The 24,035-nt window shown below is 42.0% G+C and carries 21 protein-coding genes and 2 tRNA genes; 18 read left to right on the top strand and 5 right to left on the bottom strand.

Going from position 1 to position 24,035, the window contains the following annotated elements:
- Nucleotides 1-128: 128 nt before the first annotated feature.
- The gene (locus ACZ5A8_RS15600) at nucleotides 129-860 is read right to left on the bottom strand and encodes a hypothetical protein (protein ID WP_464530170.1); all 732 of its coding nucleotides are present in this window, start codon (nucleotides 858-860) and stop codon (nucleotides 129-131) included.
- A 720-nt stretch (nucleotides 861-1,580) separates the two neighbouring features.
- Here ACZ5A8_RS15600 and ACZ5A8_RS15595 point away from each other — a divergent pair.
- From ACZ5A8_RS15595 to ACZ5A8_RS15585, 3 genes are all read left to right on the top strand, one after another.
- Nucleotides 1,581-2,696, top strand: a complete 1,116-nt coding sequence (locus tag ACZ5A8_RS15595) for an RNA-guided endonuclease TnpB family protein (RefSeq protein ID WP_464530169.1) — start codon at nucleotides 1,581-1,583, stop codon at nucleotides 2,694-2,696.
- 37 nt (nucleotides 2,697-2,733) lie between these two features.
- Nucleotides 2,734-3,963 carry a VIT and vWA domain-containing protein gene (locus tag ACZ5A8_RS15590; RefSeq protein WP_464534161.1) on the top strand — a complete coding sequence of 410 codons (1,230 nt, stop codon included), beginning with the start codon at nucleotides 2,734-2,736 and terminating at the stop codon, nucleotides 3,961-3,963.
- Between the two features lie 72 nt (nucleotides 3,964-4,035).
- The gene (locus tag ACZ5A8_RS15585; RefSeq protein WP_464530167.1) at nucleotides 4,036-4,491 is read left to right on the top strand and encodes a hypothetical protein; all 456 of its coding nucleotides are present in this window, start codon (nucleotides 4,036-4,038) and stop codon (nucleotides 4,489-4,491) included.
- 762 nt (nucleotides 4,492-5,253) lie between these two features.
- Here ACZ5A8_RS15585 and ACZ5A8_RS15580 read toward each other — a convergent pair.
- Entirely contained in the window at nucleotides 5,254-5,742 is a 489-nt protein-coding gene (locus tag ACZ5A8_RS15580) for a 5' nucleotidase, NT5C type (protein WP_464530166.1), read from the bottom strand.
- 385 nt (nucleotides 5,743-6,127) lie between these two features.
- On the opposite strand from ACZ5A8_RS15580, the gene ACZ5A8_RS15575 reads away from it, so the two are divergent.
- A complete protein-coding gene (locus tag ACZ5A8_RS15575) occupies nucleotides 6,128-6,310 on the top strand; it encodes a hypothetical protein (RefSeq protein WP_464530165.1) in 183 nt (60 codons plus the stop codon).
- Here the strand turns inward: ACZ5A8_RS15575 and ACZ5A8_RS15570 are convergent.
- A complete protein-coding gene (locus tag ACZ5A8_RS15570; protein ID WP_229391526.1) occupies nucleotides 6,297-6,689 on the bottom strand; it encodes an RDD family protein in 393 nt (130 codons plus the stop codon). The genes ACZ5A8_RS15575 and ACZ5A8_RS15570 overlap by 14 nt on opposite strands.
- 296 nt (nucleotides 6,690-6,985) lie before the next feature.
- On the opposite strand from ACZ5A8_RS15570, the gene ACZ5A8_RS15565 reads away from it, so the two are divergent.
- The 11 genes from ACZ5A8_RS15565 (at nucleotide 6,986) to ACZ5A8_RS15515 (ending at nucleotide 17,492) form a co-directional block, all read left to right on the top strand.
- A complete protein-coding gene (locus ACZ5A8_RS15565) occupies nucleotides 6,986-7,456 on the top strand; it encodes a hypothetical protein (RefSeq protein WP_464530163.1) in 471 nt (156 codons plus the stop codon).
- A 10-nt stretch (nucleotides 7,457-7,466) separates the two neighbouring features.
- Nucleotides 7,467-8,018, top strand: coding sequence for a VTT domain-containing protein (locus ACZ5A8_RS15560; protein ID WP_464530162.1), 552 nt, complete (start codon nucleotides 7,467-7,469; stop codon nucleotides 8,016-8,018).
- A gap of 253 nt (nucleotides 8,019-8,271) precedes the next feature.
- Nucleotides 8,272-8,535: a hypothetical protein gene (locus ACZ5A8_RS15555; protein WP_464530160.1), complete on the top strand. Its 264-nt coding sequence runs from the start codon at nucleotides 8,272-8,274 to the stop codon at nucleotides 8,533-8,535.
- Nucleotides 8,536-9,415: 880 nt separating this feature from the next.
- Entirely contained in the window at nucleotides 9,416-10,552 is a 1,137-nt protein-coding gene (locus ACZ5A8_RS15550) for a DUF373 family protein (protein ID WP_464530159.1), read from the top strand.
- A gap of 150 nt (nucleotides 10,553-10,702) precedes the next feature.
- Entirely contained in the window at nucleotides 10,703-11,479 is a 777-nt protein-coding gene (mtnP, locus tag ACZ5A8_RS15545) for an S-methyl-5'-thioadenosine phosphorylase (RefSeq protein WP_464530157.1), read from the top strand.
- Nucleotides 11,480-12,232: 753 nt separating this feature from the next.
- Nucleotides 12,233-14,713, top strand: a complete 2,481-nt coding sequence (locus ACZ5A8_RS15540; protein ID WP_464530156.1) for a DUF5814 domain-containing protein — start codon at nucleotides 12,233-12,235, stop codon at nucleotides 14,711-14,713.
- 178 nt (nucleotides 14,714-14,891) lie between these two features.
- Nucleotides 14,892-15,293, top strand: coding sequence for a DUF3467 domain-containing protein (locus ACZ5A8_RS15535; protein ID WP_461650716.1), 402 nt, complete (start codon nucleotides 14,892-14,894; stop codon nucleotides 15,291-15,293).
- 531 nt (nucleotides 15,294-15,824) lie between these two features.
- Nucleotides 15,825-16,049 carry an LSM domain-containing protein gene (locus ACZ5A8_RS15530; RefSeq protein ID WP_048134347.1) on the top strand — a complete coding sequence of 75 codons (225 nt, stop codon included), beginning with the start codon at nucleotides 15,825-15,827 and terminating at the stop codon, nucleotides 16,047-16,049.
- 39 nt (nucleotides 16,050-16,088) lie between these two features.
- Nucleotides 16,089-16,496, top strand: coding sequence for a helix-turn-helix transcriptional regulator (locus ACZ5A8_RS15525; RefSeq protein WP_464530154.1), 408 nt, complete (start codon nucleotides 16,089-16,091; stop codon nucleotides 16,494-16,496).
- A gap of 210 nt (nucleotides 16,497-16,706) precedes the next feature.
- Nucleotides 16,707-16,784 (top strand) — tRNA-Glu (locus ACZ5A8_RS15520).
- Between the two features lie 630 nt (nucleotides 16,785-17,414).
- A tRNA-Glu gene (locus ACZ5A8_RS15515) sits at nucleotides 17,415-17,492 on the top strand.
- 197 nt (nucleotides 17,493-17,689) lie between these two features.
- Here ACZ5A8_RS15515 and ACZ5A8_RS15510 read toward each other — a convergent pair.
- Complete coding sequence (locus tag ACZ5A8_RS15510) at nucleotides 17,690-18,601, bottom strand: hypothetical protein (RefSeq protein WP_464530152.1); 912 nt, start codon at nucleotides 18,599-18,601, stop codon at nucleotides 17,690-17,692.
- Nucleotides 18,602-19,084: 483 nt separating this feature from the next.
- On the opposite strand from ACZ5A8_RS15510, the gene ACZ5A8_RS15505 reads away from it, so the two are divergent.
- The 3 genes from ACZ5A8_RS15505 to ACZ5A8_RS15495 are packed head-to-tail and all read left to right on the top strand — an operon-like array spanning nucleotide 19,085 to nucleotide 21,890.
- Nucleotides 19,085-19,609 carry a tryptophan transporter gene (locus ACZ5A8_RS15505; protein ID WP_464530150.1) on the top strand — a complete coding sequence of 175 codons (525 nt, stop codon included), beginning with the start codon at nucleotides 19,085-19,087 and terminating at the stop codon, nucleotides 19,607-19,609.
- A gap of 3 nt (nucleotides 19,610-19,612) precedes the next feature.
- On the top strand, nucleotides 19,613-21,100 hold the full coding sequence (locus ACZ5A8_RS15500; protein WP_464530149.1) for an ABC transporter ATP-binding protein: 1,488 nt from the start codon (nucleotides 19,613-19,615) through the stop codon (nucleotides 21,098-21,100).
- 4 nt (nucleotides 21,101-21,104) lie between these two features.
- Nucleotides 21,105-21,890, top strand: a complete 786-nt coding sequence (locus ACZ5A8_RS15495) for an energy-coupling factor transporter transmembrane component T family protein (protein ID WP_464530148.1) — start codon at nucleotides 21,105-21,107, stop codon at nucleotides 21,888-21,890.
- A 149-nt stretch (nucleotides 21,891-22,039) separates the two neighbouring features.
- On the opposite strand, the gene ACZ5A8_RS15490 is transcribed toward ACZ5A8_RS15495, so the two are convergent.
- On the bottom strand, nucleotides 22,040-23,752 hold the full coding sequence (locus tag ACZ5A8_RS15490) for a PGF-pre-PGF domain-containing protein (protein ID WP_464530146.1): 1,713 nt from the start codon (nucleotides 23,750-23,752) through the stop codon (nucleotides 22,040-22,042).
- Nucleotides 23,753-24,035: the final 283 nt, after the last annotated feature.

Genomic DNA, 24,035 nt, shown 5'->3' with positions numbered 1-24,035 from the left:
TTCCGAAAAATCCGGCAATTTTAGTTTCTGAGTTTTCATATCCATCTACCTGATGTCCCGGGATAATGAGAACTTGTCATCATGATGGGCATTTGAAACTACGTTCCCACCTGGAAGTTCCCAGAGCCTCAAATGGTACCCTCCGGAAAGCCTGTACTTGCTGTCAGCCATTCCGTCTCCAGCAACCCAGGTTCCGTCAGGATACGGAATATAATGGGTGTATTCACAGGGTTATCAACCCATTTTTGATTCAGGATTACGCTTTTAATCACCTTCAAACTTTTCTGTTCCCAGATAAGATTTACGGGGTCCTCCATTTTGTAATAAGTCTTGGAGAGTGAGGTAACCTTTGAGAAAGTCCACTGGGGATAGGTGGGAGAAGTTGAAGAAAAAGTTGGAGAAGCAGTTGAGAAAGTAGTCCACCACATATAAGGGTCATTTTCGGTAGTAATCACTATGGATTCCTGGGTCATGAACTCTTTCTTATCTCCGGGCTTTAGTTTCAAGCTTCCGCTTTCAGCACTAACAGCAACTTCTTCTCTGTTAGAGACAGAAAAAGCCTGTGACCTTGTGAGTTTATCTACCTTAAATTTGCCTTTAAGCTTCTCTCCAGAATAAGTTTCCGTAATTTTGAGTGTTCCGTCTTTTTTGTAATCATAAACCGTTGTCATTTCAACTTCTACAGTATGGGCCTGTTTCCATTCATTCCATTTTGAAGCTTCAACAGACTTCGGTTCATTCCCTTCTTTCTCGGTGGCTATTTTTTCCGGAGTGGCACTTGTCGCCGGAACAAGCACTATCCCAAAAAACAAGGTAATTATAAGCAAAACAATAAACTTTGATCTTCTTCTCTTATTCATTTGATCTACTCCAATTAATTTCATAGAGGTGGCGTGAATATAGAGCTAGTCACTTATAGAAAAATACGGTAGTGTATATAACTTTGCTAATTTATCATTTCATATATATTTACGAAATTCTATTGAAAGACTTTTAATTTTTTTAAAGAACTTTTTCTTATGTATCATACGAATTTCCTGTATAACTTCGAAAGAATCCGTAACTAAAGTCAAATATAAATAAAACAGTTGCACATCTTTATACATATCAGTAATAAGTAATTTGCTGAATTATTCCTGAATTCTTGCACCAAAAAGTCAAAAATTTTCTGAAAATCGGATCAACTAAAGGGGGATTTTGTATAAGGAAAGTTCTTGTTATTTGCCTTATTTTGCTGGCATCAATCCAGATTGGGGCAGCCAGCCCTGTTGCATAATACCTGACGCTCAGTACATACGTAAACAATGGGTATGCCATTACCTCTGTTGAAGAAAAACTCAGCAACCTGGCTGATACTGCAGTTGAAGACCAGTTCAGTTTTATCTCTTAAGGCGAGATGACCCCCTCCTCAGGAGATCCGGTTTACCGGATCGAACAGGTGGGGGATGGAAGCCGTCAACTTCCCGACATTCTACCGGCAGTAAATCTGTTAATCTTAACATAGTTTCAAAACATATATAATGCCAATGAAACGAGGAAACCGATACAGGATTTACCCTAACAAAGAACAAAAAGTTCTTATGGAAAAACACTTCGGGAGTACTCGGTTCGTCTACAACAAACTTCTAAATATTAAATCTACATTATATAGAAATTGTAGAATAAGTATTTCTGAATTTGATCTTAATAATCACTTGTTAGTTCTAAAAGAAATATATCCCTGGCTAAAAGAGATTAACGCCGGGGCACTTCAGCAAGCAGGCCGAAATCTTAATAAAGCTTTCACAAACTTTTTCAATTTCGGATTCGGTTATCCTCAAAGAAAAAGCAAAAAGGATCATCATTTTTCTTTCCAGCTTCCACAACATTATGATCTTAATGTAGAAAAGTTAGAAATTAAGTTGCCTAAATTCGGTTGGATAAAAGTTAAGATGCACAGAGACATTTTTCAAGGAAAGATGAAAACATTAACAGTATCGAGAACTCCTACTGGAAAATACTATATAAGCGTCTTAACGGATGATGGAATAGAACTACCGGAACCCGAACCTTTTTCTCATGCTACTCTCATCGGAGTAGACGTAGGACTCAAAACATTTGCTGCACTATCAACAGGAGAGAAAATTGATAATCCTAAATTCCTGAAGAATTCTCTTGAAAGGCTGAAGTGTTTGCAGAGGAGAGTTTCGGGAAAAGTAATCGGCTCTAAAAACAGAAGAAAGGCAGTACATAAGCTTGCAAAACTGCACGAACTAATCTCAACTCAAAGACATGACTTCCAACACAATTTTTCAAAAAAGCTCATAAGCGATAACCAAGCAATAGCTATTGAGACATTGAATATCAAGGGAATAATGAAAAACCACAATCGTGCTCAATCAACCGTAGATGCAGGTTGGTATAGTTTTGTCCTGAAATTACAGTATAAAGCAGAATGGTTAGGAAAAACTATATTGAAGATAGGACAATGGGAACCTTCATCAAAGACCTGTAATGTTTGTGGATACAAATATCAAGATCTAACTGAAGAAATAAGAGAGTGGCAGTGTCCCGATTGCGGAACTAACCACGATAGAGACATTAATGCCGCTATTAACATCAAAAAATTTGCACTCTTGGGACAAGAGGTAGAGCCTGTGGACTCGCAGAGGTTGCTCTGGAGAATGAAGCAGGAAGCACCTCCCTCAAAAGCTTGAGCCATTAGGCCAGAGCTTTAGGGAGGGGTAGTTCACGATCCCTGAAGAGGCTTTCATTTCGGGCTTTTCCTTGATTATTGATGGAAAAGAATACAGGGCTGATGTACTTCCAAATGAAGAGGCTTCCGAAAAATTCGAGTCTGCCGCATCTGAAGGAAGGACAGCAGGTCTCCTCGAAACAAAGGATGAAAATCTTTTCGCCTATGCCCTGAGCTTTGAGCCCGAGCAGAGCATCATCGTGAAGCTGACCTATGAACAGGCTCTCAAGAAAACCCTCGGGGAATACGAACTTATACAGTTCCTGGAAAGTGGAAAGGCAGCAGATAACCTCTCGGTAACTATAAACATCAATTCGGAAAATCAGCTTACCCGCCTGGAAGTTCCGGATTTCCCGGCAGCTGAGGTTGAGTACCATTCAGCAAACAGCGGACAGGTGAGGTATGAAACGAATTCTCACCCTACTTCGGAAATCAGGGTCATGTTCGAGACTGAAAACCCTCCCCTGAACGGAAACATGCTGTTTTACGAAAATGGGGGTGAAGGATACTTTATGCACGTCTTTTCCCCGGAGGAAGCAGATCTCGGGACTTCAGCGATGGACAAGGAAGTCGTTTTCGTGCTCGATAAATCTGGCTCTATGGAAGGGTACAAAATCGAGCAGGTAAAGGAAGTTTTCGGAAAAATCATTGAAGATCTCCCGTCAGGGGACTATTTTAACTTAATTTTTTTTGATTCCACGGTGCAGAGCTATTCCGAAACCCTTTTGAAAGCCGACCCGGAAGAAAAGGAAGGGGCCCTGGATTTCGTAAACAGCCTTGAAGCAGACGGGGGTACAAATATCAACGAAGCCCTGCTGACAGCTCTAGGTATGTTCAGCCCGGAGAGTCAAAGGGTTCCGATCATAGTCTTTTTAACCGATGGGGAACCCACCATAGGCGTTGTTTCCCCATACGCAATCCGCCAGAACATTAAAGATGCCAACACCGCACAGGTATCTATCTTCTCGAGTGCCTTCGGGATCGAGAACGAAAGCAACTACCACTTCCTCAGAGCTATGAGCCTGGAAAACTACGGGATTGCGGAGAGTTTCTATCTGAAAAACAATGCTTCTGAGGAAATAGGAAGCTTCTATGAAACGATTTCAACCCCCCTGGTCACGGACATGGACTTCTCCTATAGCGGTGGGGTCACCGAACTTGTAAACACCGGGGAAAAGAACCTCTTTGCAGGCTCAGATGCTATTGTCCTTGGAAAATACAGCCCATAAATCGGCAGAATCAAGGCGGATATTTCGACCAGTACCAGGACAGGGGCTAGAATTTTTTCAAAAGAATCTGTTGTGAGCCCGAAAGCGGACAATTACTTCATCCCCCGCCTCTGGGCGTACACCACAATCGAATCCTTGCTGGACAGGATTGAAGTAGAAGGAGAACACGAACATCTCGTGTCTGCAGTAACGAACCTAGCTTTTGAATTCGAGTTTGTGACCCCCTACACCTCTCTTTTTGTGGAAGTCCCTGAATTTACCAATCCGGAATCAGCCGACGGGGAAGAAACGTTTTCTGAAATACCTGCGGAAGAGCCACCTATAAAAGGCGAAATAGCTGCTTTTTCAGGTAGTCAGACACAATCTTCCCAGGCTTCACTTTCTGAGAGCGATATGGTATACGAAGAGGCATCATATGATGAGCCAGTGACAGGAATGGAAGACGAAAGTACACCTGGATTCGGAACTCTTTTAGTTTTTGAAGGACTCTTATGCATTGCTTTTTTACTTCGGAGAAGGAATAGCTAAAAAGCGAACTGAAAGAAAAGGACTTTCATTCTTAAAATGAGGGGACCAAAGTTCCCTTCCGTTTTAAGTTTTCTTGGAAATAAGGAAAACCATTAATTATAAACCTGAATTTTTCCATGTCTCTTGTGATTCAGGCTTTTGTAAGTCAGACATTATTAACCAGGAGCTAAGGTTTATTATCCGGATAATCAGGTTAAAATAAATTAATTGTGTTTTGTTTATGGTGCTTCCGCCTAATATTCCACAAATGGATGTCTCCCCTTATCTCTTCTTTTTCAGGCGGAAGCAAGACTCTTAATTCTCACGTTCGAAAAGGATGCTTGTTTTCCCGCAACAAAAGGGGACAAGAATCCTTTCCTTTTAATATATTATGAAAAACAGAAAGGTAAACCGGAATGAACGCTATAAAAAACAGAAGGACAGACACAGAATAAAGTCTACAAAATAAACATTAAGTGCCCCTGCCGGATGAATAGAGTTTCATGTGATCGAGGTATCAGAAAGTCGGCAGAGCACAGACAATAATAAAAACTCAGATTAACTATTTAATTCAGATTATCCGGCTAACAATTTTTAACTTCTGGGTTATCTCTGCCGGTTCCTGACCGTCTTTTATATTATTCAAAAGTATCCAGAGATTTTAACTTCCGGCTTTTTACTTTTTAGCTGCACATTTTTATAGCCATCTGCCAGCCAAATATAAAAACAACAGCCACAGAGGGTTCGTGGAAGAACAGGAGAAAAGGAAGAAGGGAGTAAAGTTCAGGCCTCTTGTTCTTTTTTGACTATTTTGCCCAGACACCTGATTGTCCGATCCGTACTTTTATGCAGGATAGCTGTCCCTCCTGCTTCTTCCCATTCGCGGATATTATCTGAATTATCGTCGATCAGGACTCTGGAGGTTCCGGACTGCAGGGCTTTTTCCGGGCGGAAACATAGAATTGCATTATTTGCGTATGGAGTCCCGAGTTCCTTTTTTAGCCATTCTATTTTTCCTCTTCTGGCATTGGCCATAGCAGTTTTTCTATCCGGGCTGGGAAGCGCAGAAAGAATCGTGGGATGTAAGCCGGAATTCATAAGAAAGCCATGAAGTTCCCTTCCTCCAGCCATCCAGGGCATATCTGACCAGAAGCCAGCTCCTGCCGCTGTAATATATTTCCAGAAACGCTCTTTATCTGCCGTGTACCAGAACATCATATGTTCGCTTAAGCTCTCGCATGCGCCTGTAAAATCAGTAAGTACTCCATCCATATCCAGAAAAACCTTCAGCCTTGGATCCTGCCCGGAAAATAAAGAGACAGGGGAATTGTCTGGAAAGGAATTGTGGAGACTCAAGGGTTTGCTTTGGACCGGGCTGCTTTGGACCGGGATGCTCTGGGCAGAATAATCCTGAAACAAACCACGCTGGACTGAGCTACTCTGGACTGAGCTACTCTGGACATAATAATCTAGAGTTGAACTGCTTTTAACGGAAATTTTCTTTATAAACCTGCGCTGATCAACATAAATGGACATGACAACCGTTCCTTTCTTCTTCTGGCGGCAAATAATTTCCTGTTTATTATGGGAGGGATAATAAAAGTATTTAATCATTCTAAATAATATAATTAACTGATACAGCGCAAAAATCCAATTATTGCAAGACAAAATTGAACGGAAAGATCAGGTCGAAGAAAGAGAAACAGAAAAAAGCAAGAGAAAAACAAAAAAGATAACAGGAAGAAAGAGCGAAAGAGAAGAAAGAGCGAGAGAGAAGAAAGAAAGAAAGAAAGAAATAAATAAAGAAAAAAGCCTGAAAACAGGAATTAATCCTCTCTAACAAGAACCAGAGTTTTTGCTATTTTATCATGCAGACCTTGCTTGTTTTCAGTGAAAAGAACTGGCAAAAACCCTGCGAAGAAAGGAAGGGAAGCCAGAATTTTTCCCACAAAACGCTTCGTTGCACGTTCAAATGAAATCCGGTTTCCTTTAAGGTCAGTTACGATAATGTTCATTGCTTGTTTGCCAACTGTCCCCTGTCTGACTGAACTTTCCTGGTAGGCAAAATAGTTCCAGGAAAGCAGGATCAATAAAATATAAAAAAAAGCTCCGCTCATTGTTCCTGAGATGAACTGGATGAATGCCACAAGAAGGATAATTATGAAAGAATCAATTATCGAGGCTATTAACCTCCTGAGAAAACCCGAGTAAGCCTGCATATTTTTTCCCTCTAAGAGATTTTATACATTAGGCAGGACTGAATTATAAAATTACCCATTATGAACAAAACGTCTTGTTTAAATATGGGAAGTTAAGAAAAGGGCGAAAAGAGTGGATTTCATTTTGTATTTTTATTTCAGGTTTTATTTGTGTGTGTTATGTACTTATTAGACTGATTATTCAATTTATTTATTTAACGTATTTATTAAAAGGATTTTTTGAAAAGATTCTCCATTAAAATAATTGTTTCATTAAGGGATTATATTTATAACTGTTACAAAGCTAATTCAGGTTAATGACAGGAAGGATGAAAAAATACCTGAAAATTATCATCTATACCATGTTAACTCTATCTATACTTATTTTTATATCAGGTATTCTGGTTTTTTCTCACCCTTTTTTTCTGAATACACACGTCAATTTACTTGTTAAGCACAGCGGGACCGATCCTCATGAGTTTAAGTTTCAGACTTACACAAAAGAAGAATTCGCGCTGGAATATTTCAATGTCTCATTAAGCCAGGAAGATGACTTTATAGAACTTTTCGAGAGCCACTACGGGATTTCCAATAAGAAAAACGAGTTCTTGATAATTACTTATGATATTCAGGACCCGGAAGACAATTTCACTTATACGCTTTACGGAATAAACAAGTATACCGATCTTGTCTATGTAAGTACTAGAAAAGTACACAGGGCCTCTGAAAATAAAGGTGAAGCGTTTCATAAGGATATGAAACCACCGGCAGATCCGGGCAGGAAGTGAGCGATCAGAAATGAACCCGAAAAAGCTCGTTTTTTATTTCTGGATGCTCCTGATAACAGGAGGGATAATAGCATACTTCCTCTTTCCGGACGAAATAAATATCTTTTTCCTGGAAGAACTCTCCGAAGAGTACCATTACATAGCCCTGAGTATTTATTTCCTGCTCCTGTCAGTCAGAGGGCTGACCATGATCCCTTCAACTCCCCTCCTCCTGGCAGGAGTATTAATCTTTGACCCTATGGAGCTTTTCGCCGTAAACATGGCAGGTATATTGAGTTCCTCTATCATTGTATACTACTTTTCAAAGTACATGGGCTTTGACTCATATTTTGAAACAAAATACGGAAAATATGTCCGAAAAATAAGGAGCAGCATTACAGACAAAGAACTCCCGGTAATTGTTGGCTGGAGTTTTTTCCCTCTTGTACCTACAGATCTGATCGTGTATATAGGCTCAAGTCTTAGAATTCCCGTGATTAAGTGCCTGGTGGGAGTTTTTTTAGGAGAATCCGTACTTAATGCATTTTATATAATCTCAACAACATTGATCCTGAAGCTTTGAAATTCCTTTTATTTTTTGAAACTCCTTTTATTTCACAGGTATAAACCGATAAACGCCTGGAAGGTTAAAAACGGGAACAAACTTCAAGCAATTCTTAAATACTTTCATTTTGTACTTCTTTTAAAAACAAGCCCGAAGAAAAGGACGAATTTATGTGAAAGTCCGGTTTACCTTCTTCCTTACTCTGATATTTTTCTGTATTTTTTCTGCCATATCCGGCTGTACCGAGAGCAACGACAGAAATAGCGGTGGATTGAATGAATCCTTAAAAGAAGAAAGCCAGCAGATAGCCGGGAATTATGTAAGAGACCTTGACTCTTATAAAACCTATAATCTGACAGAACCGGTTCTTGTTGAGAGCACAAATCTCAACTGCTCTTCATGCTGGCAGTTCGTCTACAAGTTTGATCTTATTTCTGAAAAAGACCATACTATGGTCGATACAGCCACAGTGACTGTTACGATCATCGAAGGCGAAGTTGTTGATTCTATCTGTACCCAGGGGAACAAGTATTAAGTAAAACCAAGTAAAACCAAGTAAAACCAAGTAAAATCCAAACCAGTCTCTTCAGCACAACAATCCCGTCAAGCCAGAGAAGAAAAGATAAAATGATGAAAGAGAAGACTTCTATCTTCTCATCGGCTATCTCATCTGCTTTTATTTTTTTCTTTTAAATATCCTTATTTTATCCATTGGTTTTTGGTCATCCCCTGTTACCTGGTTGATGTTTTAGAGCACTAAGAAAATAACGACAGCTCAAAATCATGGCAGCTCTAAATCATGAATCCTTAATTTTGACCCTTACACAATATTAGCTATATGGTGTCGTTTTTATTTGTTTTTGTATTTTTCTACTTTTTTTCCAGACCATCAGAAAAGCTGGCGGAATCGTTTATGTCTGCCTTAATTAAAAAACGGTTTAGGGTTAAGGAAAATACTTATCTGGCTGACAAGCTTACTCCAGTCTCTTACGGCTCAGGGAGTAAAATCTGAAAAATTTCCTCCTGAATTCCGGAATAGATCAATCAATCAATCAATCAATCAATCAATCAATCAAAAACTATCTTTTTTTAATATCTGCTTACACCTTACATCCAAAACAATTTTATACCTAAATGATTGACATTAATTGTCGTTTTTGCAATTTTCAGCATATTCCAAGCTGACGCTTAAAACCTGTCATGACGAAAAATGGTTTTTAAATAGATTTTATGACGCTACAGGCTTATAAAGTATAAATTAAAATAGTATGCTTGTAAAGAGTAAGGCAACTTAACTAATTAAATGAGTTTATTGAAAACTCCGTCAAGGATCATATAAAAGCTGAATCAATATCGTATCCAGCAAAGATTCGCTCTCCGGGACAGGACAACTCAATAAAAATAATAGAGGAGACATGCAGACCTTAGTTATATGCATAGACAGGGATAACGACCTCGGTGAAAAAGCAAAAATGGGAACTCCCATTGTAGGAAGGGAGGCAAACGTTCAGGCAGCAGTTGCACTCGGGATTGCTGACCCTGAGGATTCGGACACAAATACCATTTTTGGAGGGATCCGGATCCTTGATGAGCTTCGGGCAAAAGGAGTTGACGCGGAGATAGTTTCTTTTGCAGGAGACAAGAATGTCGGAGTGATCTCAGACCAGAAGATCGCCGAACAGCTTGAGCTTTATCTTCAGATGAACGACGTGCAGAGAGCTGTCTTTGTTTCGGATGGGGCAGAAGATGAGACTCTTGTCCCTATTGTGCAGTCCAGGATGAAAATCGACTCCGTAAAACGGATTGTTGTTATGCAGAGTGAAAACCTGGAAAGTACGTACTATATCCTCAAGCATGCTTTCAGTGACCCCAAGATTTCTCAGACATTTTTTGTACCTCTGGGGCTTGCTTTTCTCATATATGCGATTTTCCTGCTTGCCCGTTATCCCGAAGGGGCAGTTGTGGGAATTCTTGCAGCTGTAGGGCTTTACATGCTGTACAGGGGCTTCGGTCTCGACGACATTGTTGCCCTTGAGAAAGAAAAGCTCTGGGATGCTTTCCTTGAGCAGAGAATGGTTTTCATCAGTTATACTGCTGCTCTGCTTACCAGTCTTGTAGCCACTGTATACGGAGCTATGGAGGTATGGAAACTCTATTCTGCAGAAGGGGTCTGGTATCACGGAACTCTGACACTTATCTCGGTCTTCATCAATGTCTCTATCTGGTGGTACGCAGCAGCCGTTCTGCTCGCAGACCTGGGAAAGATTTTCGATCTCAAGACGGATGGCAGGCCCATATATAGAAATGTCTCTATTTCCCTATTCGTGATCGCAACAGGCCTTCTTTTCTGGGGGGCAAGCACATATATCCTGGCAGTGGCTGCCATATCTGACGGGTCTCTGAGTGATCCTACCCTTGCTCTGCAGTACTTCGTATATTCTATCACAGTTGCAGTCCTCATTGCCCTTGCAGGGATAAAGTATTCTCTATCTAACCAGACTCCGGAAAACGAGAAGCGAGTGAGAGGTCGGAGAAATAAAAAAATCGCATGAACTCCAGAGCAACCAATCACCAGAGCAACCAATCACCAGAGCAACCAATCACCAGAGCAACCAATCACCAGAGCAACCAATCACCAGAGAAACCAATCAGTTGAAAACCAATAAGCTCAGTATTAAAAACGCCGAAAAGGAGACTTAAAAATGGATAAGGCATCTGAAATTGCAGAAATTGCAGTGCTTGGGGGTGTGGGTTTCAGTTCATACGGAGAATGCGAAAGCCAGCCGGTAAAGACTCCCTATGGGGGAGTTACGGCATATATTGCCAGTATAAAAGGAAAAAGCGTCGCAATAATCCCCAGGCACGCCGAAGAAATCCATATCCCGCCACATAGAGTTAATTACAGAGCAAATGTGTGGGCTGTCCATTCCCTGGGTGCAAAACGTGTAATCTCCACAAACTCTGTCGGGTCAATGCGTGGGCATCCTGTTGGCAGTTTTGTCGTGCTTGACGATTTCATTGATTTTACCTGTAGCAGGCCTTCAACTTTTTATGACGATAAAACTGTCCACGTTGACGTTACTGAGCCCTACTGTCCTGAAATAAAGGCAGCTCTTAAATATGCTCTGGGAAAACAGGGACTTTCCTATACAGAAGGAATTTATGCCTGTACTGAAGGTCCCCGCTTTGAGACAAGGGCTGAAATCCGCATGATGAGCCAGTTTGCAGACGTTGTTGGCATGACAGGTGTGCCGGAAGTAGTCCTTGCTAAGGAACTTAGTCTATGTTACGCTTCCCTCGCCATTGTTACAAACCAGGCATGTGGGATGACCACACAGAAATTAACCGCAGATGAAGTCACAGAAGTTGTCGGGAAAGCTCAGGACTCAATCTTCGAAATCCTCTCGGATGTGATAGGAAACATTCCGGAAACCCAGAAATGCATGTGCAGGTTTGCAAAGGAAGGAGCCTGCCTTTAACATTTTTAAAGAGTAGATGGAGAAAGTATTCGCTAAATATCAGTCTCAGCTGAGATTTCGGTATCAACTGGAAATATCGGTATAAACTGAAATGTACCAACTGAAAATATCGGTATAAACTGAAATCTCAAACTTTCTCTTCAGCCTGATTTCTTTATTCAACCTGCATACTGCTCAATTTAACTTCTCTGTTTAACCATTTCTCTTTATCCAGCTTAATCCCCTGGTCAGATGAACCTGTCTGCTCTCAACCAAGGATTGTCTGTGGAACGCAGGGTTGAGCTTGTGGACTCATGAACAGTGCAGGGAATGAAACAAGAAGCTCCTTCCTCGGAGCGTAAGCGACAGGGAGGAGTAGTTCACGTTCTGAAAAATCAGAACATTTGTTGCCAGAAACAGACAAGTACGATTATTATATAATAATCAAGTGATAAAATATAAATACAATAGATCCTATATACGTAGATACTATGGAGATACCCTGAAGAAGTGCTCAGGAAAGCATTAACTACCAGGAAAATCAGGTTTTGTCTCCTGGAAAACCTGTCCGTTTTAGAAGAGTTACTGAAAATCATTGCGTATTTCCTTTTAAATTTACATTCACATCTTAATTTTCACAGGCAATGCTGCAGTATTAAGACATCAAGACAGAGGCGTCTTCAAGGCGGAGATGTCGTCAAGATGATAGAATACCATCGTTTTTCAAACTTCGAAAGGAAGCTTACTTATATTATTCACATATCAGGATAAACAATGACGCTCTGGGTCCTCAGTTACGCTGAAAAATCAAAAATTATAGTAATGACAATAAAGGACCGGATGAAGCAGCCTCTTTCCGTGGCCGAGCTCCATATAAAGGACAGTTACAAAGGTCCGCGCCCTCACAAAATCAGGCTTCTTGCCGGCAAAAAAAATGAAGAATTTATTCCTCCCCAGCAGTTCATAGAGCTTTTGCGCAGTGCAAATAGGATCATGCTGGCAGAAGGAGGGGACCCTGCAAATGAAGAGGCTTTTCTTGAAATGCTTAAAGGGTTTCAGCTCAATGCAGATAAGGTGAAAATTTGCAAACACTGCTGGATTAATAAGCGTTTTAATTTTGTAAACAGCAAGTCGATCAAGTACCACGATGAGCTTATCTGTGCAGACTGTGCAAAAGAAGAACTCCTGCGAGCAATCCGTTCCGCTGGCGTACAGTATGGGGAAAGGTCCGTTGATTTCTTTGAGCAGGTTCTCTCCAAAACAAGAGACCTTGACAGGACAATCCGTATGTTAAGCCCTGAGAGGCTGGACCCCGAATTCACACGTTATGACACTATCAGGACAAAACCCTCCGAAGCCACGGTCAGGATAAAGAACCTCCCCCTTGCAAAAAAGTTCAAAGAAATGCTTCTTCAGAAATCCGAAACCCTGCTTCCCGTGCAGGCGTTGTCTGTAGAAGCCGGGCTTCTTGAAGGAAAAAACCAGTTTGTGGTTTCTGCAACCGCAACCGGAAAAACTCTGATTGGGGAAATGGCAGGGGTTCAGAACCTGCTGGAAAAAAAAGGGAAAATGCTCTACCTGGTTCCTCTTGTAGCCCTTGCAAACCAGAAATATGACCAGTTCACGGAACGCTATTCAAAACTCGGGCTTACAACCTCCATTAAGATTGGCGCAATTCTCATAAAGACCTCTCAGCGCATGAAAATGCACACAAGCCCGAATGCAGATATCATTGTGGGGACCTATGAAGGCGTAGACCACATGCTCCGCTCAGGGAATGCCGATTTTCTTGGCAAGATAGGAACTGTTGTTATAGATGAAGTCCATATGCTCGAAGACCAGGAAAGGGGTCACAGGCTTGACGGGCTTATAGGAAGGCTTCGCTATATTGCGCCTGAAGCCCAGTTCATCTATCTCTCCGCAACCGTTGTAAACCCTGCAGCCTATGCAAAGAAACTCGAAGCCCGGCTTGTCCGATATGAACACAGACCGGTTCCAATAGACAGGCATCTCCTTTTCTGCCAGGAAAATGAGAAGGCAAACCTGATTTCCCAGCTTGCAAAAGAAGAATATTCGATGCTCTCTTCGAAAAATCACAGGGGACAGACAATAGTCTTTACGAATTCAAGGAGAAATTGCCATAAGCTTGCAGGAGCTCTTTCAATCCAGGCTTCCCCTTACCATGCAGGGCTTTCACAGTATGAACGAAAAAAAGTAGAAACCCTTTTTGCAAAAGGAGAGCTTCCGGTAATCGTGACTACTGCTGCCCTTGCAGCTGGAGTGGATTTTCCAGCCTCTCAAGTTATATTCGAATCACTTGCAATGGGTATAGACTGGATTTCGGTCCAAGAATTTATGCAGATGAGCGGAAGGGCAGGCAGACCTGATTATCACGATCGAGGCATTGTCGTGCTCATGCCCGTGCCAGGGAAATCATATTCAAGCGCACAATCTGATACTGAAGAGGAGGTTGCAATCAAGTTGCTGCAGGGGGAGATGCTTTCTGCAGGAGTAGAATATGGGGAAGCCGAACAGCTTGAAGAGGTTCTTGCATCAGTTGCTGTCACTTCTTCGATCCAGGATTTAAGGAATATACATGCCCTTATGTTCGGAGGCTTTGACCTGGATAAACAGATTTCCCGTCTCCAGAGCTACAGATTCCTTGAGAAAAAGGGAAATAAAGTAGCACTTACCCGCTTTGGGAAAATTATTGCAGCCCATTTTCTTCCGGTCTCCAAAGCTTTCCTGATTCGAGATGCTGTGCTTGCGGAAAACAGTTCCCTGAAAATTGTAACTAACCTGGAATTTTTTGATGCTGCATACTTCAAGTATGCAAACCAGATCGGAAGTTCTCTACATGTGAATATGCCTTCAAGGGTTTTTCAGGGAGCAGCCCTTGATATTGTCTTTGACGGAGAGTCTCTATCACACCTTGATATAAAAATAAGGGAACTTATGCTGAGCTTTGCCTCGGATTTTTTAACCTGCACGTGCAGAGACTCACCTTACTGCGGCTGTGCAGAACAAAAGTTTTCGGAGAAGATTATCCGGCTGCGTATGGAAGGCATGGATCCTTCACAGATAATTAAGAGGCTTGAGGATAAGTATGGCATTTCAGCATACCAGGGCGATGTTTTCGGGTATCTGGACGGTGCAGTACGCAATCTTGATGCTGTCGAGCTGATCGCAAGAGTCCATTCGAAAAAGGAAGTCGCAGAAGAAGCAAAGAAGCTCAAGAAGAAAGTCCAGGGTTGAGATAATTTACAAAAGTTTTAGCAGACCAGTGATTTATAAGTGATGAAGAGGTAAATATTCCTGTTTATACCGGGAAAAATAGCTTGCAAGGAATAACCTGCCAGTTTATGGATAACTGGTAAAAACCAGAGCCCGGATACCGGGGTTCTCACGAGATCAAAGCACAGAGGTAATTTTTATGGCCGAAGACGTTGAATCCAGGGAAAATATTGAAAGCGCAGCTTCCAAAAAAGGGAAAAAGAGTATCACAATAGAGTTTGTAAAGCCTGAAGACTTCCGGCAGATATATGCAATAGGAGCTGCAGGCGGGCACAGCCCTTACGATTTCAGAATTGGTTTTTACAATGATACTCCGAAGATGTTCGGGGACGCCTCAGAATCCAGGGTTATCGAAAGGCGCGTTGAAGCCGAAGTAATACTCTCTCCGGTTGCAGCTCTTGAACTGAACCGCTGGCTGACTCAGCACATAAACGAGTACGAATCAGTTTTCGGGCCTATTGCACGAGCGATCCCAAGAATGCCCAGAAAAGAGCCCGTAAAATCTGTTGATGAAAGCACTGATATTCAGGGTTATATCTAAGTTCGGATAATTGTTGAACTCAGATAATTGTTGAACTCAGATAATTGTTGAGTCGGGTTACTATTGGAGTTAAGGATCAGGTGGTTAATACCTCAAGAAAACCTGATCGGAAAGTTTGAGTTTTAGAGAGTTAAGATTGTAAAACCTTGAAAACTGACTCAAAATAGGGCAGCAGCGCTTAACCTATTTTAACTTACTTTCTTTCTGGTGCATGTTTAACTCCGTTTTAACCACCCTTATCTGATTTAAGATTTAAAGGCTCACAATGATCTTCTAATACTCTCTGACATCGATGGTTATATATCTCTGAAAAGGGTATGTAATTTCAGTTTTCTTAAGAGCCGGTGGAGTGACGATTCGGAATGGTTTTTCAGTTGCTGGCAGGAAGCATCTGATGAAGGCAGCAGGCTTATTGTAAATGCTTATATGGCCCTGACACAATTTGCCCTGTGCCGGCTTTGGAATAAGAGAAGAAGGAACCCGGGAGTACGGGGGACCGAAAATCCAGAATAAATCAGCGAGGGTTTAATTTTGTTCCCAAATAAAAAAGTTCAGAAAATTGTTGGATCAAGGATCCAGGTAGAAATGAAAGGCGACCTTAATTTGCTTGAAGGCACTCTGAAGAGTGTGGACGACTATATGAATCTTCATCTTGTCGATACTATGGAGATCGTAAGAGGGGAAAAAGTCCGCTCCCTTGGTTCTGTAGTGCTTCGGGGCAATAACATCATACTGATCACTCCTGTCGAAGACTGAAACGTCTGAAGAAGGAACCTCGTTAGTGTGGAAACAGGCATGGATCTTGAAGACGAAGCATACAATATAATAAGAAGACATAAAGACGGCGTTTTCCAGAACGTTATCTGGAAAGAGCTGGATATCGACAGCAGGAAGTGTTCCAGGATCATAAAAAAGCTTCTGGACAAAGACCTTATTATCCGTGAGGTAGGAGTTTCAAACGGAGCAAGGACATACCTCCTGAAAGCAAAAGAGGAGGTTAAAGAGAAATATGACCTTCTGCTCTCAAGAGACATGTTTTCATCCTGCACTGGCTGTACCGGGGATTGCGAGCCCGAGTACTGCGGAAGACTCAGCGAATGGATCGGAAACCTTATGGTGGAAGAAGCTGAGAAACCTGAAGAAGCCGGAGAAGACATGGATATTGAAGCCGAAGATGAGGAAGAATTTGAAGAAGAGATCTGAAAGAATAGTTAAGAGAAAGAATGAATAGTTAAAGTAAAAATTCATAAAATCCGAAGGGACTGAAAGGTCAAAAGAATCTTAAAAAATCTTGAATGACCTTAATTAATCGTCCTCATAAACTCTCTTAACCGATACCTATTTATATGAGAGGCCCTTATTGAAGAACCCCCTTCAATAAGGGAAAAAAATTTACTTAAACATAATCAAACTGCTCCGGTAGTGTAGTCCGGCCAATCATTCCGGCCTTTCGAGCCGAAGACTCGGGTTCGAATCCCGGCCGGAGCACCAAACTTCTTTTGATTGCTCTGTTCTTTTGATTGCTCTGTTCTTTTGATTGCTCTGTTCTTTTGATTGCTCTGTTCTTTTGATTGCTCTAAGACCTCTTATCTTTATATTACTTTACTATTATTTTCTATTCTTCTATTATCAATTCTATTACCGTTTTTTATCTTCATCATACTTTACTTCTCCTCATCATATTTTTCCCCTTTACAATTTTTTACCTTCTCCGTTACACTTTCTATCATCTTTTTGTTGAATCCTTTACCTGTCACCTTTCTCTTCCCTGTTGCTTTCCCCTTTTTACTTTCATTTAACGGTTATCGTATCTCTATTATTCGATTTTGATCCCCGTATCCTCGTTACTCAATTTTAGTTGCCATATCCATGTACTTGATTTTGGTTTGCCACTTTCTCTCTGTCACCGCGCTTCCCTAAGTTTCTGAGCCATGGAGGGTGTTTTCTGACTAAATATTTTTCCACCAGTAATATGATACCTGGGAAAAAATTGAAGCCATTGCCCGAAATTTCGGACCATACAGGCTGGTTTGTTCGACAAACTGAACCAGAAGCTGATGAAGAAGGGACAGATTTATATATTACAAGGGATATTGTTGGTTTCGCTGTGAGATGCAATGTGCTCCGGTAGTGTAGTCCGGCCAATCATTCCGGCCTTTCGAGCCGAAGACTCGGGTTCGAATCCCGGCCGGAGCACCAAATACCAATTCTCTTTTCTAATATGTTTTATAATGTGAAAAACAGATTTTTGAATACTTTCATTGTATTATATCTTAAAAATAATTTCTTCTGTGGCTGAGCTGTGAAGTTGAAACTATGCCCGAAAGTTACTCTAACGTCCATTTGAAAAATCCGGAACTTCAATATGATTTTTTTACAACTTGCACTATTTGCAGTTAACTCCTTCTGAGAATACGCTGATGAAACTCCTTTATTTCCTGGATTTTTTCCAGATTCTGCTCTTCATCAGGAATTCCTGCTGTACTCAGAGATTCCAGTTCCCGCTTCCCTGCAGTTCCGGCAGCTTCCATGTCATATTCCAGCGCAAGGACCCGAAGAGTTTCCAGAGCCCATACCGTCTGGACAAGTGCACTTTTAGAGCCCTTCTGAGAAAGTGACTCCCCCAACTTTCCAAGTGTCTGGATTACACCTTTTACCTGAGGTTCTTTTCGTTTCCTTGCAGCAGCAGCACCCAGTTCTTCAAGGAGGATTGCAGCCCCGACTGCACAGTTCTCCATTGCCTGTTCAGCTGAAGAAGCTCCTATTTCTCCGAGGAGTTTTACGGCAGCATCCCAGGTCTCGGAGGTCTTTTCTTCCATGGCTTTCATGGACAACTGCATAATGTAGACCTCGGAAAGGCCTGCCAGAACTTCCATTTCTTTCCTTGAAGAGGCTTTCCCGAAATTTCCCAGGGACTCGGCTGCGCTTTTTGCCGCGGAGTACATGCCCCCCCTTACGAACTCAAGGGCAAGGTTCCCAAGTACAGATAGTGCTTTTAGTGCAAGAAGCTCTTTTTCCTGGTCCGCAGCCTCAATAGCTACTTCCCCAAGAGCACGAGCCGAGGCTATGGATGAAATCTCCATTCCTTTTTCGGCAGTCACTTTGCCTATATCCCCCATAGCAATTATCAGAGCTTTTGCATCAATCTCGTATTCTGCAGTAGTGTCCAGATGTATTAGTTGTACTGCGAAATCCCTCAGGCTGCTAAAAGTATCTACCACCCCTTCAGCATCCCCCTCGTAGGCTTTTCTAAACCCTTCTTCAATCATCCTTACTTCAGCCAGCTCACGTTCATCTACCGAAGACATGCAACACCCCAACTAGTCTTTGTTACTCTTATGTCCTGTCTCATGATCAGTTTTCCTATGAGAGCTATTTTTCTGTCGGAATCTCTTCGCATGTGTAAGAAATTCCTTTTGACTATATCGAAAATCGGGGTATCTTTATAGATAGATACTTACAGACGCTGAAAAAAGAGTAAAAATAGGTTGATAAAGCGTAAAGTACATATACTAATGTACATTATTATGCTCTGTTGTACTACAATGTAGAATTGGCTTATTCCCTTTAACCAATTATCGAATTTAATTGATTTATGATGTTTAATTGATTCATGATGTTTAATTGATTCATGATGTTTAATTGATTCATGATGTTTAATTGATTTTGTGTTTGATTGGTTTATGTCTAACTGGTTGCTGTGTTTAACTGATTTATGATATTTTATTGATATGTGGTATTTATAAATTCAGGATTATTCTCCTGAAAATTGATGCAGGAAGATGGTTTTAATGAAATCTCAGGATATTGCAATTGTTGGAATTTTACTCGCAATCGGTGCGATAGTTCGCTATTTATCACTCGTTATTCCGGGACCAATCGTCTCAAATCTCGTAATAGCCTTTTATTGTCTTGCCATTATCCTTGTTATACCAACATTCACCGAGGTAATAGGGATAGGAATTGTAGCAGGAATAGTCTGCGCCCTATTAAGCCACTCTATTTTTCCGCCTGCAAATCTCATCAGCGAGCCGGTTGGTGCAGTAGCCTGCCTTACTACATATAAGATCCTTATGGGCAGACTTTCTATCTCCCCTGCCATCTCAACTCTGCTCGGAACTCTTGCCAGCGGGACAACCTTCGTAGTTGTTGCGATGCTTCTTGTTGCTCCTACAATCGTATCAAAGTTTGAGACCATGGGGGCTTTTGCAGGTGCTGTAATCCCAATCGTCGTGTTAACCGCGATTGCTAACGCAGCCATTGTCCAGATCCTCTATGTCCCTGCTTCAAAGGTACTTGCCCGGGGGAAAGCGTAAAACATGATTGAACTCAGAAACTTCTCGTATACTTACGGAACAGCGGAAAACCCTGCCTTAAAAAACATAAATCTGGAAGTCCGAAAAGGGGAATTGCTCCTTGTTACAGGGCACAGTGCAGCCGGAAAAACCACTCTTGCCCTTGCAATGGCAGGTATCCTTCACCACGAAATCGGAGGCAAAATTGAAGGAAGCCTCAGTTTCAAAAACAGGGATATAAAGGACTTTGACGGCATGAAGGAGTTGAGCCGGTATACAGGGATGGTTTTTGACGATGCGGAATCCCAGCTGATTTTTACAACTGTTGAAGAAGAAATCCGTTCTGGACTTGAGAACCGTGGTCACCCGGAAAAAGAGACTGTACGCAGGCTTGAAGAGGCAATGGAGTTCTGTGAACTCAGCCATCTGAAGCACAGGGCTCCTCACACTCTGTCCGGAGGACAAAAGCAGAAAGCTGCCCTTGCTGCAACCCTTGCCCTGGATACGGAAGTCATTATCCTTGACGAAGCTACCGCTGAACTTGATACACAGGCAGTACGAAGGGTATTTTCTGTCCTGAAGAGGCTGAAAGAAGCAGGAAAGACGATTATAATTGTGGACCACAATGTGGAGGACTTCCTTGAAATAGGGGACAGGGTCGTGCTTCTTGAGAAAGGAGAAATAAAAGCAGTAAAAAGTCCTGCCGATTTTGCAACTTTTCCTGAAGAAGTTGCTCTTGAGATTGAGAAAGGTAAGCAGGACTATTCTCGTCCTGAAAAAGAAGGACAGCCTGTTATTTCCGTAAAAAAGCTAACCCAGCGCTACGGAGAATTTACTGCTCTTGACAATGTCGACCTTGAGATATACTCGGGAGAACTTGTTGCAGTCCTCGGGAAAAATGGTTCAGGTAAGACAACGCTTGTCAAACATTTCAATGGGCTCCTGCGCCCTTACTCCGGGGGCGTGATCGTAAAAGGGCTCGATACCTCCAGAGTGCCTATTAACGAGCTGGTGAAACATACGGGTCTGGTTTTCCAGAATCCTGACAATATGCTTTTTGAAGATACGGTTGAAGCCGAGGTCTCTTTCGGGTTAAATAATATCGGGATAACTGGCTCTCAGGCAGCTGAGGCGATTGATCGTTCTCTTGAACTTGTGAATCTGAAAGGTAAAGAGAAAGTATTTCCTCGCCACCTTAGCCGTGGAGAGAGACAGAGACTTGCCGTTGCCTGTGTAATTGCAATGCGGCCCGAGCTGATAGTGCTTGACGAGCCCACTACAGGTCTGGACGCCGAAGAGTCAGACCGGATGATGCAGCTTATGAAAAGGCTCCAGCAGGAAGGCCACACTATTGTAATGGTGACCCATAATATGCAGATTGTAAAGGATCATGCTGAAAGGGTCATTCGGATGGAATCCGGAAAAATTGTTGGAGATTCGGCAAATGGAATCCTTGGTTCTGTCAAAAAAGAAATCAAAAGCACCGAAGGGAAATCTGCCGAAGGGGAGTAATAGTATGAAAGAAATTATGCAATACATTAATAGGGACACTTTTTTGCACAGCATGAACCCGCTTTCGAAAATTGCTGCCGTTACAGGTATTATCGCCTTGAGCGTCTTTACTACAGATTCTGCAGTCCTCGGACTGATGGTCCTGGGGATTTCTCTGGCTTCCCTTAAAGCAGGGCTCCAGCAGGAACTTCTGAGGCAGCTCAAACTTCTTGTGTTTTTAAGCCTGACTCTTATCCTGCTCACTGTCTTCACCCTGAAAAGCGGGGAAACTATCGGATACCTGATCCCTGCAGGTACGCTTGCGGCCGGAGGGCTTGTTCCGATTACAACCGGAGCCCTGGATTTTGGGACCGTCCTTTCTCTCCGTTTCTTTGCAATGCTTTTTGCCTTTCAGCTCCTGGTGGTAACCACAAAGCCAAGTGACCTCATGAAAGCCCTCCTGGCAATCCACATCCCTGTTGACTACGTGCTCATGTTCGTGATAGCTCTCCGCTTTATCCCGAGCCTGCAGGTAGAAGGCCAGCGCATCCACGAAGCCCAGCTAGCAAGGGGCTACAACCCCGGAAAAGGAATACGTGGAAAAATTATGAGTGTAAAGCCGATCCTCGTACCCCTGGTCGCAAACTCCCTGGGAAGGACCCAGGTGCTCGGTCTTACCATGGACATGCGGGGATATAGAAGCAGGCAGAGCGTCGGGAAAAGTAAGCTTACCTGGAATAAAACTGATGTAGCAGCTGTAGGCTGCGTAGCTGTCATGGGTCTGGGAGTGGTTCTTGGCGGGTTTATGTAAGCTCGTTCTGGCTTCTCCATCTGAAACTCGGAAGAACCTGCAAAATCCGAACGAAATCACGGAAAAGAAGAAAATTATCATATCCAAAAATAAAGTAAAATAATCAAAAAAGAGAAAAATAGGAAGTAAGCCTAAATGGGAAGTAAGCCTTAAATTCGCTTCCTTGAAGCTACATAGCCAGCCAGAATTACCGTAACAAGCATAACCACTGGCAGCAATACTTTTTTCAGGCTTCCGGAAATTCCGGGATTATTCTCTTCAACTTCAGAATCAGTAACATCGGATTCTTTCTCTTCTGAGTTTTCGGAAACTGCCCTGAAATCCTTATCCTCGACAGAACTCCCCAGGGACAAGGATGTGCTTTCTGGATCTTCTTCTGGATAAAGGATCATTATTGAAAAAGCCGAGAACCCGGGAGTATCTGCCTCATAATAGGCATAGTCACCATCTTCACCGGTCTGGGTGGTAGGGAGTTCTCTCCATTTTTCGTCCTCAAACCTCCAGAGTCTGACTGAAGACGAATCCACTCCGTTTGAGTTTATCCAGGTCTTTTCAACTTTGAAGCCGACAACTGCGTTTTCAATGTTCTCCGAGCTTGCAGTTCCTTCGTTTCCGACCCAGATATTCGTGTTTTCGTAAACTTTCCCTGAGGGCAGTTCCGTCACAAGGGTGGATTTTTCCTTAAGCGTCTCTACAATGGTTGTAGTCTTTCCGATAGTCTTTTTGGGATCGAATTCAATGTATGCTATTGAGGTTACATTTTTTGTGAATACAAATTTAGCATGGTTGCCATTACTGACAAACTGCTGGGCGAGTTCTTTTATCTCAATATTGTTGGCAGGTTCGGGAGAGCCACCTGTCCCTCCACTTCCGGAACTAAAAGACGAACCTGAAGAGGATGAAGGAGAGGATGGAGATGTTGTAGAAGATATCACTGTAAATATCCCTGCTTTTTCATTATTCATTTTATTAAACTCAAAAAACTGGTTTTCTGAATCTATAACCACCTTCAAGTCCATGCTTCCTGAACTGGTTGGAACCCAGTTAAATGTAAAAGAAGTTTTCGAACCCGCTTCAAGCCCGGAAACCGGGGAAAAAGAGATTTCATTTCCGTTCAGGTAGCATTTTACATTGCAATTTCCAGATGATGCAAGCCCCACATTCTTTAGCATAACTTTAAATGTCACATTTTCGTTTTCACGGGGATTTGCAGGTTCCCAGGAAATGTCCTCGATTATCATATCTGGATAGCCGGATACGCCAATCGAATTCTTATAAACGTACCAGCCCTGCTGGTCAACATCACTCGAAATTCCGGGATACCTCTCATAATCCCCGGTTGCATCATTCTTCAATGCCACCCTGACCAGGAATACAACTTCTTCGGAACCCTTATTCGGCTTGACCTTCAGGTTGAGAGTTTCATTTTTTCCGGTTTCCCACCCGGACTTTGCCAGGTCGACAAAAGGATATTCTGATAAGTCAGTTTTTGTCCCGTCTTTGGTCTCAATTGAACTTCCTTTCGGATAGAGTTCCACACTGTCCCCACTTCCTTCCATGCTCAAGATTTCCTCATTGTTCGGAAACGAGACAATAATATGACCATCACTCGATTTTTCTCCGTTGTTTTTTGTTGTTATGGAGATCGTAGCGTATTCATTATTGTAAATTTCTTCTTCTATGTAGACAGCTGCACCTATGGTTTCGGAAACCAGGGAGTCTGCAGGGTTTGCCCCGGAAAGGTCGCTATTTATTCCAACAGGTGCGGCATCTGAATTTATTCCAGATGCTGTGGCATTAAATGGCGTAAACAATAAGAAAAACACCAGCAAGAGACACGATAATTTCAGATATCCTTTCATAATTTCTTCCCCCCAAATGCATTACCAAAAGATCTGATATTAAGAAGATTTGCAATGTTTCAGTAGCAAATAATATTCAAACACCCATATAATTAATAGAAATGTAATTTCTAACAAAAATTATGAAATTAAAGTTATCTAACTAAAAAAATTATAATAATACAATTTTAAAAAATCGAAGAGCTGCTAGTTAGGGCTCTGTCTGCTGGTCAGAACTTTATTATTTTCTACTTAGTCACTTGATACAAGCTTCTCATGCTTTTTTCTCTTCTTTCCTTTTTTC

It is taken from the genome of Methanosarcina subterranea (genome assembly GCF_055385895.1).
Note: the sequence above shows the minus strand (reverse complement) of the source record. Positions and strands in the feature narration are given on the sequence as shown.

What these genes read in the sequence shown, in the direction of transcription:
- ACZ5A8_RS15525 (WP_464530154.1), top strand. Translation starts at nt 16,089, where the DNA reads ATGGATCTTGAAGACGAAGCATACAATATAATAAGAAGACATAAAGAC.
- ACZ5A8_RS15535 (WP_461650716.1), top strand. Translation starts at nt 14,892, where the DNA reads ATGGCCGAAGACGTTGAATCCAGGGAAAATATTGAAAGCGCAGCTTCC.
- ACZ5A8_RS15560 (WP_464530162.1), top strand. Translation starts at nt 7,467, where the DNA reads ATGAACCCGAAAAAGCTCGTTTTTTATTTCTGGATGCTCCTGATAACA.
- ACZ5A8_RS15570 (WP_229391526.1), bottom strand. Translation starts at nt 6,689, where the DNA reads ATGCAGGCTTACTCGGGTTTTCTCAGGAGGTTAATAGCCTCGATAATT.
- ACZ5A8_RS15505 (WP_464530150.1), top strand. Translation starts at nt 19,085, where the DNA reads ATGAAATCTCAGGATATTGCAATTGTTGGAATTTTACTCGCAATCGGT.
- ACZ5A8_RS15490 (WP_464530146.1), bottom strand. Translation starts at nt 23,752, where the DNA reads ATGAAAGGATATCTGAAATTATCGTGTCTCTTGCTGGTGTTTTTCTTA.
- ACZ5A8_RS15580 (WP_464530166.1), bottom strand. Translation starts at nt 5,742, where the DNA reads ATGGATGGAGTACTTACTGATTTTACAGGCGCATGCGAGAGCTTAAGC.
- ACZ5A8_RS15550 (WP_464530159.1), top strand. Translation starts at nt 9,416, where the DNA reads ATGCAGACCTTAGTTATATGCATAGACAGGGATAACGACCTCGGTGAA.
- ACZ5A8_RS15500 (WP_464530149.1), top strand. Translation starts at nt 19,613, where the DNA reads ATGATTGAACTCAGAAACTTCTCGTATACTTACGGAACAGCGGAAAAC.
- ACZ5A8_RS15510 (WP_464530152.1), bottom strand. Translation starts at nt 18,601, where the DNA reads ATGTCTTCGGTAGATGAACGTGAGCTGGCTGAAGTAAGGATGATTGAA.
- ACZ5A8_RS15595 (WP_464530169.1), top strand. Translation starts at nt 1,581, where the DNA reads ATGGAAAAACACTTCGGGAGTACTCGGTTCGTCTACAACAAACTTCTA.
- ACZ5A8_RS15540 (WP_464530156.1), top strand. Translation starts at nt 12,233, where the DNA reads ATGACGCTCTGGGTCCTCAGTTACGCTGAAAAATCAAAAATTATAGTA.
- ACZ5A8_RS15565 (WP_464530163.1), top strand. Translation starts at nt 6,986, where the DNA reads ATGACAGGAAGGATGAAAAAATACCTGAAAATTATCATCTATACCATG.
- ACZ5A8_RS15495 (WP_464530148.1), top strand. Translation starts at nt 21,105, where the DNA reads ATGAAAGAAATTATGCAATACATTAATAGGGACACTTTTTTGCACAGC.
- mtnP (WP_464530157.1), top strand. Translation starts at nt 10,703, where the DNA reads ATGGATAAGGCATCTGAAATTGCAGAAATTGCAGTGCTTGGGGGTGTG.
- ACZ5A8_RS15600 (WP_464530170.1), bottom strand. Translation starts at nt 860, where the DNA reads ATGAATAAGAGAAGAAGATCAAAGTTTATTGTTTTGCTTATAATTACC.